The 15,542-nt window shown below is 59.3% G+C and carries 13 protein-coding genes; 2 read left to right on the top strand and 11 right to left on the bottom strand.

The annotated features are described in order from the left end of the window. Positions 1 to 74: 74 nt before the first annotated feature. The 7 genes from ACSMDR_RS11930 to ACSMDR_RS11900 form a co-directional block, all read right to left on the bottom strand. Entirely contained in the window at positions 75 to 1,202 is a 1,128-nt protein-coding gene (locus tag ACSMDR_RS11930) for a tetratricopeptide repeat protein (protein ID WP_436468388.1), read from the bottom strand. A gap of 52 nt (positions 1,203 to 1,254) precedes the next feature. Further along, positions 1,255 to 2,145: an ExeA family protein gene (locus tag ACSMDR_RS11925; RefSeq protein ID WP_436468387.1), complete on the bottom strand. Its 891-nt coding sequence runs from the start codon at positions 2,143 to 2,145 to the stop codon at positions 1,255 to 1,257. Between the two features lie 53 nt (positions 2,146 to 2,198). Further along, positions 2,199 to 3,875, bottom strand: a complete 1,677-nt coding sequence (mshL, locus tag ACSMDR_RS11920) for a pilus (MSHA type) biogenesis protein MshL (protein WP_436468386.1) — start codon at positions 3,873 to 3,875, stop codon at positions 2,199 to 2,201. A 139-nt stretch (positions 3,876 to 4,014) separates the two neighbouring features. After that, entirely contained in the window at positions 4,015 to 4,311 is a 297-nt protein-coding gene (locus tag ACSMDR_RS11915) for a SctD/MshK family protein (protein ID WP_407919103.1), read from the bottom strand. Between the two features lie 7 nt (positions 4,312 to 4,318). Then, a complete protein-coding gene (locus ACSMDR_RS11910) occupies positions 4,319 to 4,960 on the bottom strand; it encodes a type 4a pilus biogenesis protein PilO (RefSeq protein WP_436468385.1) in 642 nt (213 codons plus the stop codon). 49 nt (positions 4,961 to 5,009) lie between these two features. Further along, entirely contained in the window at positions 5,010 to 5,603 is a 594-nt protein-coding gene (locus ACSMDR_RS11905) for a PilN domain-containing protein (RefSeq protein WP_436469313.1), read from the bottom strand. An 11-nt stretch (positions 5,604 to 5,614) separates the two neighbouring features. Further along, positions 5,615 to 6,478, bottom strand: a complete 864-nt coding sequence (locus tag ACSMDR_RS11900; protein ID WP_436468384.1) for an MSHA biogenesis protein MshI — start codon at positions 6,476 to 6,478, stop codon at positions 5,615 to 5,617. A 69-nt stretch (positions 6,479 to 6,547) separates the two neighbouring features. Between ACSMDR_RS11900 and ACSMDR_RS11895 the strand changes: the two genes are divergently transcribed. Further along, positions 6,548 to 7,450: a 1-aminocyclopropane-1-carboxylate deaminase/D-cysteine desulfhydrase gene (locus ACSMDR_RS11895; protein ID WP_436468383.1), complete on the top strand. Its 903-nt coding sequence runs from the start codon at positions 6,548 to 6,550 to the stop codon at positions 7,448 to 7,450. 85 nt (positions 7,451 to 7,535) lie between these two features. On the opposite strand, the gene ACSMDR_RS11890 is transcribed toward ACSMDR_RS11895, so the two are convergent. Continuing rightward, positions 7,536 to 9,458 carry an EAL domain-containing protein gene (locus ACSMDR_RS11890; RefSeq protein ID WP_436468382.1) on the bottom strand — a complete coding sequence of 641 codons (1,923 nt, stop codon included), beginning with the start codon at positions 9,456 to 9,458 and terminating at the stop codon, positions 7,536 to 7,538. Between the two features lie 493 nt (positions 9,459 to 9,951). Between ACSMDR_RS11890 and ACSMDR_RS11885 the strand changes: the two genes are divergently transcribed. After that, entirely contained in the window at positions 9,952 to 11,523 is a 1,572-nt protein-coding gene (locus ACSMDR_RS11885; RefSeq protein WP_436468381.1) for an EAL domain-containing protein, read from the top strand. A 121-nt stretch (positions 11,524 to 11,644) separates the two neighbouring features. Here ACSMDR_RS11885 and ACSMDR_RS11880 read toward each other — a convergent pair whose 3' ends face one another. The 3 genes from ACSMDR_RS11880 to ACSMDR_RS11870 form a co-directional block, all read right to left on the bottom strand. Beyond that, positions 11,645 to 12,655: a sensor domain-containing diguanylate cyclase gene (locus tag ACSMDR_RS11880; protein ID WP_436468380.1), complete on the bottom strand. Its 1,011-nt coding sequence runs from the start codon at positions 12,653 to 12,655 to the stop codon at positions 11,645 to 11,647. Between the two features lie 334 nt (positions 12,656 to 12,989). Next, positions 12,990 to 13,703, bottom strand: a complete 714-nt coding sequence (locus tag ACSMDR_RS11875) for an SIMPL domain-containing protein (protein WP_042001235.1) — start codon at positions 13,701 to 13,703, stop codon at positions 12,990 to 12,992. A 366-nt stretch (positions 13,704 to 14,069) separates the two neighbouring features. Next, a complete protein-coding gene (locus tag ACSMDR_RS11870; RefSeq protein ID WP_436468379.1) occupies positions 14,070 to 15,329 on the bottom strand; it encodes a reverse transcriptase family protein in 1,260 nt (419 codons plus the stop codon). Positions 15,330 to 15,542: the final 213 nt, after the last annotated feature.

Here is a 15,542-nt window from a genome sequence, read left to right as displayed (position 1 = left end):
CCTGCTATCTGTCTGGGCACGCCCTAGGCGGGCTGTGCCATCTCACTGTTCAATACCATGGGGCCAAAGTGACCTCAGGGGCCGAGCTGGGCCATGCGCTGGCTGAGCCAGGCTTGGGAGGCTTCCCCCAGATTTCCGTGCAGCAGGGCATTGCGATAGGCGTCTTTGGCGCGCTGGCTGTGGCCCTGACCATCTTCCGCTATCCCCAGCCCCAGCCACCAGCGCCCCTGATCCGGCTGCACCCGCAGCAGCTGGACATAGAGATCCGCCGCCTGGGCATTCTGCCCCAGCTCCTGGCGCAAACCGGCCCAGGTTGCGTAGTAATCGAGGTTGCTGGCCAGGGGCGGATGGGCGCCACCGAGCCAGTCGAGGGCCCGTGGCTTGTCCCCACCGGCCAGGGCCAGACGAGCCAGCAGCAGCCTGAAATCGGCCTGCTCGGGTTGGCGGCGCACGCCGTCCTCGAGCAGGGCGCTGGCCTCGGCGAGCCGCCCCTGGCCATAAAGCAGACCCGCCAGCTGCTGGCGAGCCTCTTCGTTATCCGGGGTTTGGCGCAGCAGGGCGATGAACTGCTCCTCGGCCTCGCGCAGTTGCCCCTTGGCCAGGGCCGCCGTGGCTTTTCGTTCGCTCAGGGAAGCCAGTTCCGTCTGACTCAGCTCCACCGTCTCTATCTTGAGGGAGGCAGGACGGCGCGGCATGGGTACGACCGGCTGGGTATCGGCCTCCTGGGCCGCATCCAGTTCGGCATAGAGATCCGGCTGCAACTGTGCATCGCTCGGCTCCGGCTCGGCCTCGTCGGCATACTCAGACGCCTGTGACGGAGGCACCCCTTGAGCCGAGACGCTCTCCTCAAGGGATGGCGCCGGCTCGGTGCGGGCGAAACCGGGCGGCTGGCGCAACTCGGGCAAGGCGTGGGCCACCGCCTGGGTGCTGGGAGTGGGCAGTGCCACCACCAGATCCACGGGCTCATCCTCGGCCGCCGCGATCGGGGCGACGACCTGGGCGAGCGGCCGGATCGCATCATGACTCTGCTGCCAATAGAGCCAGCTACGCCAGCCCAATATGCCCAGCGCCAGGCCGCAAATCAGGGTGAGCAGCAGCATCCACCAGCCCTGGCCCCGCTGCGGTGCCACATAGACGGCGGCGCCATCGCCACTGCCCTGACGGCGTTCGAGATCGGAGAGCATCTTGTTAATCACGCTCACGACCAGACCCCCGTCGAGGCTGGCCACTGTTTGTCACTGCGGTTGATTCGATTCATGGCCAGACTCCATAGGTCAGGGCGGCGCCCAACACGAGCAGCAGGCACAGCCAGCGCCCCCGCCAGGGACGAGAGGCATCTTCGGTATCCTGAATGGCGAGCCGGACCTGGCAAGGCAAAATGCGAGCGGTGCCCTTGCCATAGCTGACCATCAGGCTCTTTTGGGCCAATACATTGATGAGACGGGGAATACCCCGGGAAGCGCGCCATAACAGGCGCTGCGCCGCCTTCGAGAAGAGGGGGGCACCGCGATAACCCGAGATGTGCAACCTGTGTTCCAGATAGGCGCGAGCCTCGTCCAGCCGCAGAGGGCGCAGGGCATAGGAGAAGCCGATACGCTGCCGCAGCTGGCGCAAATGAGGCTGTGCAAGGCGCACATCCAGTTCCGGCTGACCAAAGAGCACCACTTGCAGCAGCTTGTTCGACTCCGTCTCCAGGTTGCCAAACAGGCGGATCGCCTCCAGTGTCTCGTCCGGCAGGGCCTGGGCCTCGTCGATCAGCACCACCACACGAAAACCCTGCTGGTGCAGCGCGATCAGATGACGATGGATCCGGTCCGTGATGTCCAGCTCGCTGCTGTCCCGCACCGCCAGTCCCAGCTCCAGGGCCAGGGCGATGCGCAGCTCGGCTGGCGTAAGGTGCGGGTTGGGCAGCCAGGCGAGGCGCACCGGTTTCTGTTCCGAGCCAAGTTCGACCAGCAGCTTGCGACAGAGCAGCGTCTTGCCTGTTCCCACCTCACCGGTCACCTTGATGAAACCTTCCCCCTCGGCCAGGGCCCAGTGCAGCACCTGCAGCGCCTCCTCGTGGGGAGGCAGGCCATAGTAAAACCCCGTGTTCGGGGTCAGGGCGAAGGGAGGCTCCTGCAGACCGAAATGGTTCAGGTACATGGCACTGCCTTGCCGGGTGCCGATGGGCACAGGCCGCGAGCGCTCATCGCGACTCACTGATCCCGGGACGGATACCATTTGTCCAGCAGCTCGGAGGAGCGTTGCAGCTCTTTTTGCCAGGTGTCCTTGTCCACGACCGTCGGCTTGAGCAGGATCACCAGCTCCACCTTGCGGGTACTCTCGCTGCGGTTGGTAAAGGCTTCACCAATCCAGGGAATATCGCCCAGCAGGGGCACCTTGCTCACTATCTCCTGCTTCTTGGTTTCCATCAGACCGCCGATGACAATGATGTCGCCGTCATTGGCCTGCACCACGGTATCGGATTCGCGGATCGAGCTCTTGGCCAGGGGCAGCACCAGCGGATTGGCGGTGCCGACACTGATGGTCTTCTGCTGCTCCTGGGTGTCGATGACCGAGGGGTGCACATGCAATAGCACCCGATTCTGTTCGTCTATCTGCGGGGTCACATCCAGGGCGATGCCGGAGAAGAAGGGGGTCAGCTCCACGTTCGGATAGACCTGATCCTGGTTGCTGCTGCTGGTGATGGTGGTGGAGGCATCGGTGACGAAATACTCGTCCGTGCCGACCTTGATCACCGCCTTCTGGTTGTTGGTTGCCGTCACCCTCGGGCTTGACAGGGTGTTCACGTCCCCTTGGGTCTTGAGCAGGTTGACCGCCACGTCGAAGTTGCCGTCCGAGATGGTGAAGCCGGCGCCGCCTCCCAGAGCCTTGAAGATGGTATTGGTGCTGGCGGCGACTGTGTTGCCGACCAGACTGCCGATACCGGTGACGCCCTTGCTACCACCGTCCCAGGTCGCCGACAGACCATTCCAGTCCACTCCCTGTTCATAGCCTTCATTCAAGGCCACTTCCAGGATGCGCGCCTCCAGTACCACCTGGCGCTTGAGGTGCGACTCGGACTGGTTGAGGAATTCCCGCACTGCCTTGAGCTCCTTGGGATAGGCCCGCAGGGTGACCAGCCCAGCTTGCGGGCTGGTGATCACGGCCCGCCCCTCGCCCTTGCCGATCAGGGTCTGCAAGGAGTCCTTGAGATCTGTCCAGTAGTCGGTGTTGGTATCTGTTTCTATCTGGGTGCCATTCTGGCTGTCGCTGTTGCGACTAGAGCCTGATCCGTTGCTGCTATTGCTGTTGTTTCCGCTGTCGAAGTTATTGTTATTGCCGCTGTTATTGGGGTCGTTGGCGGTCACACCCCCGGTGTTGATGGCGGTACGGGACTGGCCACGGCGCGCCATCATCAGGTAGTTGACCGGTATGGTCTCGGTACGCAGCCCGGCCGGATAGATGTGATAGACATAGCCCTTGCGCTGCACGTCATAGCCATACATGTCCGCCGTCACCGCCAGTACCTCGGGCAGGGTCACATCCTTGAGCTCGAGGGAGATGAGCCCGGCCACTCCGGGGTGCACGGCCACGCTGTAGCGCGACCCTTTGAACAGGGAACCGAAGAAATCGACCGCCTCGACGTCGTGGGCGGCGATGCGCAGCCGCTTCTCGGGCAGGGCGGTGGGCAGGGCCGGTCGGGTCAGCGCCAACAGCTCGTTTTGCACCGAACTGGGCACCGCCAGGGCCTGCGCCTGCGCGTTGCGCTGCTGTTCGAGCCGGGCATCGGTGAGCGCCTCTTTGGCCGAGGTCGGCTCGGGGTGACGATAACTGGTGCAGCCTGCGGCCAGCAAGGAGAGGCTGATCAGGCAGAGTTGATGTCTTTTCATGAAATGAGGATGCCCTGACGTGAAATGCGATTCGAATTGGCGCATGGCGCCAGGATGGTGACGGCAAGGTTGAAAGGGACCAAGGCTGCCGTTGCCCTGATCTGGTACCGCAGAAGATGGTCCGGGGCCAGCACCGGGCTCACTGCAGTACCCCAGCGGAAAACAGCGCCAGTCGCAACCGCTTGCCGCCCTTGTCGAGCAGCACGGCATCGGCATCTATGCCAGCCAGTCGGTAGCCGTTGACCTGATCTCCCACCCGGTAGCTCTGGCCGTCCAGCACGGCGCGAGCCGGGCCATTGCCCAGCATGATGCTCTGCAGCCTGGGCAGACCGGCAGCCTGGGGAGCCTTGGCGCTCCCTGTCAGCCCATCCAGGGGCTGGGTCGGATCCCGCAACACCTCAGCCTGGGCAAGTGGTGCCAACAACAATATAAACATCAGCCACTTAGCCACGAATGAACTCCTTGCTGGTGCTCAGGGTGTAGATCTCCATCTCCACCACGGCGGTGGGATGAGCCTGCACCCGGTAGTCAAACAGCCGCCAGTAGAAGTGGCGGGGCAAGGCTTCCAATGCTTTGAGGTATTGATAAACATCGAAATACCCCCCTTCGAGCTTGAGGCGGATGCCGTGCTTGAACAGGTTATCGGCCTGATCTCCAGGCACCAGCGGAGTAGGCGCTATGGTAGTCAAGGCCAGCATGTGCAAGCGGGAGCTGTTGGCCAAGAGGCTCTCCAGCACGGCGGCCATCTCGTCGGCCGGGATCAGGTCCACCGTCTGGGCCTTGAGTTCATCGTCAATGCGCGCCAGCTGCTGCTTGACGCTGGTCAGCTGGTTGCGTACCCCGAGATTGGGATCCCGGTTGAGCTTGGCCTGCTTGCCCTGATTCTCCAGCCCCATGAGCTCGAGATCCCGCTGGGCCGTGACCAGCCCCTGCCGATCCTGATCCAGCCGGGCACCGGCCCCCTCCAGCCAGCCGTAATAAAAGAGCGCGAACACCAGGATCAGACCCGTCAGCAGGATCAGTACCCGCTCCCGCTGACTCAAGGCCGCGACCCGCTCGCAATAATGTTGCCACTGGGCCTTCATGAGTGCTCCTCGAGGTGCCGGATACCATTAGCTTGCCACTGCGCGCTCATCAGGGTTTCTCCCGCGCGATACCGCTCAGCTGGAACTGCAGTCGTCCCGCCTTGTCACGGCTCAGGGTCAGCTCACCAAACTCTTTGCCCGCCAGGGTCGGCATCTGCTTGAAGCGGTTGACCCAGGCCGGGACATCCTGACTGCTGCGCGCCACCCCGGCCAGGTTGATGTGACCTTCGTTGATCTCGATGCGCTCCAGGGCCAGCTTGTCACTACCAAGGCGGGCCAAGTCCGACATGATGCCGGCATAGCCCTGGGATTTTTGCAGGGAGAGGCTGCCAAGCTGGCGCATCAGCCCCTGCTTGGCGCTCAGTTCGTCGCGCTTGTCCGCCAGCTGGCGTTGCAGGGCCTCATCGGCCTGATGACGAGCCAGCGCCGCATCGAGCCGCTTGGCCTCATTGCGCTGCACGTCAAGCGCCACTCGCACCTGCACCAGCTCACGGCTCACCCCTTGCTGTTGCCAGGCATAGAGTGCCCCCATGCCAGCCAGCAGCACGGCGAGCAGACCCCAGGCCAGCAGCATCTGCGGCAGGCTGGCCCACTGGCGGCGGGGACGAAATTCGGCGCCGTAGAGGTTGATCTGGCGCTTCATGGTGCCGGCATTCATGAGCGGGCTCCCAGGGCTGCGCCATAGGCGGAGAGGTACTCGACTCCGGCCAGCACCGCCTTGTTGGCCATGGCCGAGACAGGGAAGCCGAAGGTCTGCTCCATGTGGCGCACCAGGGTGCCGATGAAGGGCGAGGCGATGGCCAGCTGCAGGGCGCTGAGCTCGGGCAGCTTGAGCTGACCGGCCAAATAATCGAGGGAGCGCTGTATCTCCAGCATCAGGCTGTCGAGTTGCATGCCATCGGGCTCCTGCTCTGCGGTCAGGGCGGAGAAACCGCGCAGTTGACGCGAGAAGCACAGCCCCCCCTGATGAAATACCAGCAGTTGCAGATCCTGGCCCTTGGGTTGCAAAAGCAGCATACGTACCTGCTGATCGCTCTCATACAGGGCGGTGAGCACCAGCTCGTCGTTCTGTATCGCCTCCAGCTTTGCCACGGCATTGACGCTGTCGGCCACCAGCTGGATCCGGCTCTTGGGCACACAGATAACATTGATGCGTGGCTGACCCGCGGGCGGAGTGGGCAGGTCCACATAATCCATCGCCAGTTGCATTACCGGCTCATTGACGTAATCCTTGACGGCCCAGGGCAGGGCACCGGCCATCTCGGCCTCGGGCACGGTAGGCTTGTCTATCTGCACCTGCTGGCAGAGGTTGGCGGCCAGGGCCACCCGCACCCGCGACTTGGCGAGGCCGTGACGCTGAAAGAGCTCGGCGATGGCAAGGGGCCACTCCTGCTGGCTGTTGACCTTGCGGGTGGCGAAGAGAGGGGATTCGCTGAGCGCGGCCAGCATGACCCTGTCCTGGGCCAGCAGCAGCCCCACCGGACGCCCTTGGGGCTTTGCGGAAAAAAAGGATGTCATGATCGCCGATACCTGGCCGCGAAAAACGAATCAAACCTTAACATATACAGTGGATTAGCCTCTAGATAAATGACGGACACCCAAGGCAGACTGCCCTCCCCCCTGCAAGCCATCAGCCACCCCTTACTGAACGAGTACGGGGTCAGTCTCTGGTGCAAGCGCGACGATCTCATTCACCCCCAGCTCTCGGGGAACAAGTGGCGCAAGCTCAAGTACCAGCTGGCCCATGCCCGGGAACAGGGAAAGACCCATTTGGTCTCCTTTGGCGGAGCCTACTCCAACCATATCCATGCCCTGGCGGCGGCTGGGTGCCAATTTGGCCTGAAAACTACCGGCATCATACGTGGTGAGCCGAGCGCCGTCAGTAATCCCACTCTGATAGATGCCAGGGGCTGGGGGATGGATCTCATTTTTGTCGACCGGCAGAGTTACCGCCGCCGCCAGGAGCCCGCCTGGCTGGCGCAGTTCGAGACACCAGATACCCTGATTATCCCGGAGGGCGGCAGTGCCCCCCTGGCCCTGCCCGGGGTCGCGGAGCTGGTCGATGAACTGCCCTTCTCACCGGATCTCTGGGTACTGCCCTGCGCCAGCGGCGGCACTCTGGCCGGGCTCGTCTCGGGCAAGCGTGCCGGGGAGCAGATCCTCGCCATCGCCGTGCTCAAGGGGGCCGATTTCATCCGCGAGGAGGTGTGTCGGCTCTATCCGGGCGCCGCAGAGGATCCTCACTGGCGCGTCGCCCTCGACCATCACGATGGCGGCTACGCCAAGTTCAGCCCGGCGCTCTGGCACTGGGTACGAGCCTTCAGCGCCGAAACGGGCCTGCCGCTGGAGCCCATCTACAGCGGCAAGGCGATGTGGGGGCTGTTTCGCGAGCTGGCGGCCGGGCATATTCCCAGGGGCAGTCGCATCGTCTTCATCCATACCGGTGGTCTGCAGGGGCTGGCTGGGTTGCGGGAACAAGGGCGGATCTGAGTCTGGTCAGCGCCACAACAAACAGGGCCACCCTTGGGTGGCCCTGTTTGTTGTTCGTCGATCGACTGGGGGACAGTTCAGTCACCTAGACCTGGGGCAAGGGAAGTCGCTCCGGCTCGGAGAACCAGGGCCCCTGACCGCCATAGACCCCCAAGTGGCGCAACATCTTCCACTCCTCCTGGCTCTCCACCCCGACGGCGATGACCCGCGCCTGGGTGTTGGCACAGCCGCCCACCAGGCTGCGCACCGCCATCTGGTTGACCTGACGGCTCTGGATCTCCCGCACCAGGCTGGGGTGCAGGCGCAGGAAACTTATCTCGAACTCCTTGATGTACTGGGTGCTCACCACATCCTGGCCCGCATGATCGATAGCCAAATGGCAACCTAGCATGCGCAAGGATCGCAGCGGCCGCTTGAGCGCCTCGTAATGACGCGTCACCTGGGCCTCGGAGAACTGCAACACCAGCCGCTCATTGGTGCTGCGCGGCAGTTGGAACAGGGCGAAGAAGAGCCAGCGCTGGAAGTCGCGATTGAGCATGCTCTGGGCGCACAGACTGAGGGTTATCGGCGGGCTCGCCTCGCCCTCGGCGCGCAGCAGCAACAAGGTCTGCTCCGCCACCAGCCGATCCAGGGGCAGCAACAGTCCCGTCTTCTCGGCCATGGGGATGTAGACACCGGCCTGCAATATGCGGCCCTGTTCATCCTGGATCCGGGTCAGTATCTCCTGCTGGAGCACCAGGGCACCGCGATCCTGCTGCACCGATTGGCGATAGAAATCGATGCCCCGCTCTTCCAGTCTGCGACTGAGCAGAGTGCGCCAGCGCACTGTGCCCTTGCTGCTTGGCTCAAGATCCAGCTGCTTCTCGTAGAGGAACCAGCCGCTGTGATCTTGCAGTCTGGCACTCTTGAGGGCCAGCTCGGCCTCTTCCTGAACCTTGAGCAGGGAGTCCGTGGACTGATAGCAGACGGCGCCGATGAAGACGGCAGTCTCCGGATTGACCTGCGCGGGCCAATGCAGTCGCTGCAGGCTCTTGAGCAACTGGCTGGCCCCGTCCACCATCTCGCTCTCGGCCATGTTGGGCAGCAGTACCGCGAACACCTGACCGGCGTAGCGCGCCTGCAAGGCGCCGTTGTGCTTGCGCACGAAGGTAGCGATGGAGCCGCTCGTCTCCTGCAACAACTCCCGCACCTGATGGGCTTCGTCTTCGAGGTCCAGCTCCTCCAGGCAGGCCAGCTCGATAAGCAGCATGCCACCACTCATCACGTTCGCCTCCATGATGGCGCTCTCCAGCCGGTTGTCGAAGAAGAGACGGTTACCTATGCCGACGTCCTTGTCGACGAAGGCATTGCTGCGAATGAAGTTATCAAAGCGGCTGCGTTCCTTGCGAGCATCGGTCAGTTCGGCGAGCAGCTTGTCGAGGGCGCTGCTGGCCGAAATGGGCCACTCCTCGGCAGGGTCATGGGCCAGCTTGGCCAGCTTGCCATCGAGGATCAGTTGGCCCCGCAGGGCCAGCAGCTCGGCGCCCCGCAGTTGCAGGCGCAACCAGCGGATCGAGTACCAGAGCCCGAACACCACTATCAATATGCCAAAGGAGATGCCGGACATGGCCTGCATCGAGTACTCGAACTCCTTGAAGGGGCGTTCCAGCTTGAAATCGGCGACCAGACCCGGCTGACGGTCAAGCTGGCGGTGATAGGGGATCAGCAGGCTCTCGTCTTCCTGAAACTGCACGTCGCGAAACCAGTAGATGCGTTGCTTGCCCTGGCGAACTTCCAGCTCGACCACTCGGGCCGAACGCAGCAGGGTCGGCAGCCAGCGGGTGAGATCCTGATGATCGTCGGCCACCTCCAGCTGCTTGTCGACCACCTCGACCAGGGCATTGATCTTGTTCTCCTGCATCTCGAACCCGAGCTGGCGAAAGCTGAATACCCCGCCAAGCAGCACCATGGCCATGGCCGCGATTACGCACAAGGTGATGAAGGAGACGAGTTGTGTGGTGAGTTTCATGGGCCTTCCGTTGCGCCAACGTCCGTGTTGACTCATGGTAACAGCCGGATCTGCACCCGCCTATGGGCAGGGATCCCACTGCTGAGATTAAGGGCGCGAGCATAATCAATAGCGCCGCCAATACCAAGGTGATTCGGGAAGGTAAAACTGAGGGGGGAGCAGAAAGAAAAGTGGTCCCGCAGAGGGGACCAAAACACTCATATCAAAACTAACACTCTGTGCTACTGACAAAACATACAGATACAGGAGTATTGAACACACGGTGAGTCAAACCGCACGGCTACTCTACCGAGTTCGGATAAGCTGGACAATTGTCATTTCTGACAGGTCACCGATTGAATCTTGTGCTGCCGACAATTAAAAATCAACTATTATCAGCAAGTTACCAACCACTGTTGAATGCGCATACCAAGTCATTCAAATTGATACTGCTAATCGTTATGATGGTTAAAACTCAATCGAGCCTGATGGTTCGACATTAGCAAGGTTGATCATGTCTCGACTCACCTCTTTGTGGATTAGCCTGGGATTGTTCTGCACTCCTCCACTGCTGTTATTGCTGCTCACTCCTCTGCTGACCGGCCCGGTCACCCATCAACTGCTCAAAGCCAAGGAACGCGAGCTGCTCGCCTACCAGGCAGAGCGTAACAAGGTGCTCGAGCACGACATCAAGAGCCAATTGACCCACTTCAAGTTCGACTGTGGGGCAGAGGACATGGCACTGCTGCGCAACCCCGACTATTACAGTCGCCATATCCGCCTCGCGGGGCTCCAGCCCGCACAAGGCAAGGGCTGTTCTACCCTGGGGTTGGGCCTCCCCCAGCTGGCAGACATCGAAGGTACGCCACTCTCCTCCGGCTTCGGGCTCACCGCCACCAAGCGTTCCTTTGGCACAGAGCAAGAATTGATGGTCTATGTCAAACGTTCAGGCAACCTGGCCTATTGGATTCTCAACAACAGCTGGACCCATGAACTGCTACGCACCCCTTGCCAAGGGTGCTTCTATCTGGAATTCACTCATCATGATCCGGCGCTTGAGCACCTCTATTTCCCGCGAGGCAACGCCGCCATCATGGGCCAGCCCCACGCGATAAAGCTCAACCACATGTATGAGCGCCAACGGGTGCAACAGACCCTGTGGGCAGGCACGGCCCTGCGTCAGCATGCCGCCGAGCAAATCCGTCATATAGGTCTGATCATTGCCCTCTCCCTGGGATTGCTGCTGCTCGCGGGTTACTGGTTGCTGCGCAACTACCGCAACTCCCTGGATGGCCTGCTCAAGCTGGGCCTGCAACGGCGGGAATTTCTGCCTTTCTACCAACCGATTGTCGATAGCCGCACCCATGAGGTCGTCGGCCATGAGGCTTTGATCCGCTGGCGACGAGGTGAGAATTTCATTCCTCCCGGGGTATTTATCGACTTCGCCGAGCGTCAGGGGCTGATCATCCCCATGACGGAGCAGCTGGTAAGCCAGGTCGTCGTGGATCTCAAGCTGCTGGCAAGCCCGCAGTGGGTCAGCGTCAATCTGGTCGCCGCCCACGTCGAACAGAGGCACTTGCAAGAGATGTTGCTGCGCTTGCACTGGCCGGATCCCCAGCGCCTCACCTTCGAACTGACCGAACGCACCCCCATCTCGGACATGAAGAGCGCCGCCCGAGAGATGGCGGCCCTGGGCCTGCGCGGTTACCACTTCAAGATTGATGATTTTGGTACCGGCTACGGCGGCTTCGCCTATCTGCAGCAACTGGGCATTAGCCGCATCAAGATCGACAAGATGTTCATCGATACCATAGGCACCCAGGATCTGAAACGTAACGTGCTCGATGCCATCATCACCTTTGGCCATAAATCGGGCATGGAGATGATAGCGGAGGGGGTCGAAAATCAAGAGCAGCTGGATTATCTCGCCGAGCGCGGCGTCTATCTGATCCAGGGTTACGTGTTTGCCAAGCCCATGCCGATTGCCGAGATTGCCAACTGGCATCCCCCCGTCAAGATGATGAAGGTGAACCCGAACCATCCCGGGGGGCACCAAGGCATACCCTCTACGGACAGCAAGCACTGAATGGCGCAAGCTGGCCTGTCCCAACCACCAGGGCGCCAGCCAGCCGCAGCACGGCCAGGGGGTAATAGGTCAAGGGAAAAAGCGACACGCCAGCCGTCGCTCGGCAGAAAAACCGGTCGGGCTACTCGCTGATCAGGTTCTTGCCGAGTCGCTTTGCCCGGTAGAGGGCGCCATCTGCCCGGTTGAGCAATTGATGAGACCCCTCCCCCGGCAAGTATTCCGCCAGGCCGAAACTGAGGGTGATGGGCAGTGGCGTCTGCAGCCCCACCTCGGCAATGTGAGCCCGGATCTTCTCGGCAACCCGGCGCGCATCCTGCAATGGGGTGTTGGGCAATATCAGAATGAATTCATCCCCACCCCAGCGCGCCAGGGTGTCTATCTCCCGCAACTGGTGCTTTACCTGACTCGCCAATTCGACCAGGGTCAGATCCCCGGCGCAATGTCCATACAAGTCATTGATTTGTTTAAATTCGTCGATGTCGAGGGTCACTATGCTCAGGGGCTGGTTGAACCGCTTGGCCCGCTCGCACTCCCGGCGCAGGGTCTGCTCCAGCCGATAGCGATTGGCGACCTGGGTCAAGGCGTCCGTTTCGGCCAGCCGCCGGTTCTCCTCGACCTGACGCTGCAACTCCTCGTTGGCACGGCGCAGCTCCTGGGTACACTCATCCACCAGTAGCGCGAGGGACTTGTTGGTCGATATCAGGGTCTCGAAATTGAGCTTCTTGTCATGAATGTCGCGGTGTGCCCCTATCATGCGGGCGGGGGTCTCATCCTGATGGCGGGCCACGATATGGCCGCTGTCCTCGATCCACAGATAGTCGCCGCCGCGGGTACGGCAGCGATACTCGATGCGGTAATGGGGGCTGCGACCGGCCAGGTAATCGTCGAAGTGGGTCATGACCCGGCCCAGATCTTCCGGGTGGATGAGGGATTCCCAGGTGAGCACGTCATTGTCCAGACTGTGGGGCTCATAGCCCAGCATGCGATACCAACCGGCATTGCGATAGACGTAACCCGAGTCGACATGCCAATCCCAGATACCGTCGCTGACCAGATCTATGATGGTTTGCACCACCTCGTCGCAGAGGTCGGGCAGCAGCGGATCCCTCTGTCGATAGCTCTCCTCATTCATGATGCCATCCTTGCTCACACTCATGGGGCGATTTAGTGGGATCAAGTGTAGGGGCATTAGGGCTAAAAATATCTGCGCTGGCGCCCGTAATAGTCAAAATCACACTTTTTTGGGGTGGTGCGATTCGAACGACACAGCGCGTGGAAAGCGGCTTCCCGGCCATCTGGGCCGGGATGCGAGCAGTGATGACGCAGGACAACCGACAGGCGTCGGGATGACTCCCGGTGCTCACCATGCCCATGCATCCACTGAACGCATCAATTCAAGACTTCAACCCCATGCGGACAGTCGAACATGGGCCAGCCAGGGCAGGCTGACTGGCGCCGGGCAGGGATCAGTCAGAGAGATAGTATTCCACCGTGGAAACCACCCGCACCTTCTTGATATAGGGGGTGCTTGAGTCGCGATTCTCCACCGTGAACTGGCCCTGGTTCGCGGTGCGGATCTTGCCGAGCCGACTGGCGGAATCCTTGGCAAACTTGTCGGCCACCTCCCGCGCCGAGCGGGTCGCCTCCTCCACCATCTGCGGTTTGAGCTCGTTGAGGCGGGTGAAGATGAACTCGGTCTGCTGATAATCCTGGCCGGCGAAGGCGATGCCCTGCTGGCCCAGCTCGGCGATGCCGTTCATCAGCTGGCGCACCCTGTCCACCTGGCCGGAGCGCACCGTGATGGTCTGGGCCGCCGTGTAGCGAAAGGCGCTCGCCTCGGCGCCGCCATAGGGCTGGGCCAGCTTGTCGGTGACGGCGGGAGGCGCTATCAGTATCTCCTCCTCGGCCACGCCGTTGAGCTTGAGATAGGCCAGAATGGCGGCCGCGCTCTTGCCCATCTCGCCATAGAGGCCGGGCAACTCGTTGCTGGCGCCGGAAAAACGAATGGGCCAGACCACGACATCGGCCTGCACCTCCTTCTCAGACAACCCCTTCACCGACACCCGCCGCTCATACTCCTTGGCCTTGAGCAGGCTGTTGCCGCCGATCCAGGCCATGCCCAGCAGCCCTGCCAGCAGCAGGCTGCCGAGGACAAGGGACGATTTCACACTCTGTTCCATAACAAACTCCCCATCAGGTGGTGTCTTGTGACCAGCCGTTCCTTAGTTGTATCAGAAGTTGTACCAGAACCCGGCCCCCCGCCAGCCCGGGCGCCCCCTCCTTGGACAAAGGCGAGGAAAAGTGGCGTCATACGCGACATATTGCGGCGGCAGAAAGGCGGGGAGGAGATAACGCGGCACCGAGGATATGATCGCCAGCCATGCCGATTCGGTTGACGGCAAAAACAGTCAGCCACGTAGGTTCGATTAGCGGAGCGTAATCGGACGGCGTATTTGCTCCCTTCTCCCGTTTATTAAAAAAGCAGGAGAAGGGCTGGGGATAAGGGGCAGGAAAAAAGAGATTACGCGGTAAACGTTGGGTTACGCTCAGCCACAACCTACACAATCGGTAGGTTGGTGCGAAGCCTCACACATTGGTTTTATATCATTTAAGCGCGATCTGAATCTACGCGACGAATGCTCAAAAGTTCTATTCAGAATGTTCAAATCGTAATGAGCCTGATGATAAAACCGACGATACCAATACTCCTCTTTATGGTTAGCATACCAACCTTCAAGTTTATGTATAAATGAATCCAATCTAGTTATATCCATCTTAGATGGTAAAGGAAGAATATTTAACACTCTAGTTTGCAGTGATATATATTGCTTATGTCCAATTCTCTTAAGTTTATTTACTCTACCTAGACACCTATTAAAACTACGCCGATAATCTCTACTAACTCTATAATCTGCAATTTTAGCAAGAGACTCAAGATTTTTAACTGAAGCCCTTATTCTAGACACCTCATCAGATGGTAATCTTGGTTCTTTGAAAGAGACTCTTAGACCATGAATTAAAATGTCTGTTGTCGAAGATCTAATTATAATTGTTTTGGTCTCATTTAAAGGGAGATTTTTTTCATATAACATCTGGCGAACAAGTTCGAGTGAAAATGAAAAGTCATATTCGGGATTGCGACTTGAGATTGTGATATCATCAACTAGTCTTGTGTAACTCAAACCTTTACTTTTTAGCCTTTGAACTATTGCTGGCTCAACATCAAATAGAACCGCACTAGCGATATAACTAGATGTTAATGCACCCTGAATTAACATATTGTTATGACAGCATATATCAACCAGAGCATTTGCAACAGCTCGTGGATATTTTAATAACTTATTGAACACATTGAAAACCAATTCTGGCGTAATATTATCGAAAAAATCTTTAATATCTATTTTTAACACGGATTGACTACCGCAATGCTTACTTGCACAAGCTACGTAGTCTTTAGAAATCATGGTGTTATTATAGTGATCATTTGGAACAGAACCATATATATATTCTGGCCAGATAATCGCGCCACCTTTTTGTCGGTGTTTATTCCATGGATTTCTTTTAGGACTACCGAAGATTCGTCGAACAATTCTTCTTTGTATCTTCCTTACTAACTTATGGGGGGCGTGGACATGCCTTGATGTTCCATCTGCTTTTGGCACAAAAAATTCTTTATACCTATCGCTAGGTGAAAGCGCCTTGAAATCTTCATATTCCGATGGGGGAATATCGAGGCAAGATAACAAATTATCAACAGTGCTAATTGAGTTTTTATATCGCCTTCGATAATTTAAGGTATTTTCCATAACATGCCTTTAAGATATACGCCTAGCCTACCCATACAATAGGATGCGACCCGATGAAGCCAAAAACTAGAATATGCCTGTTTGTTTACCTTCATCGGGGCGCGGCTAGGCGTATCAAGAGCTACGCTCGCTTGCGGGCGTTGCGATGGGGTGCCTTGCACAAGTAATGTGATACCGAGATAGCACACTACGCTCGTTAGGTTAGTAACCAGC

Origin of the sequence: Aeromonas molluscorum (assembly GCF_051376105.1) — a bacterium.
GTDB classification, from domain to species: domain Bacteria; phylum Pseudomonadota; class Gammaproteobacteria; order Enterobacterales; family Aeromonadaceae; genus Aeromonas; species Aeromonas molluscorum.
Note: the sequence above shows the minus strand (reverse complement) of the source record. Positions and strands in the feature narration are given on the sequence as shown.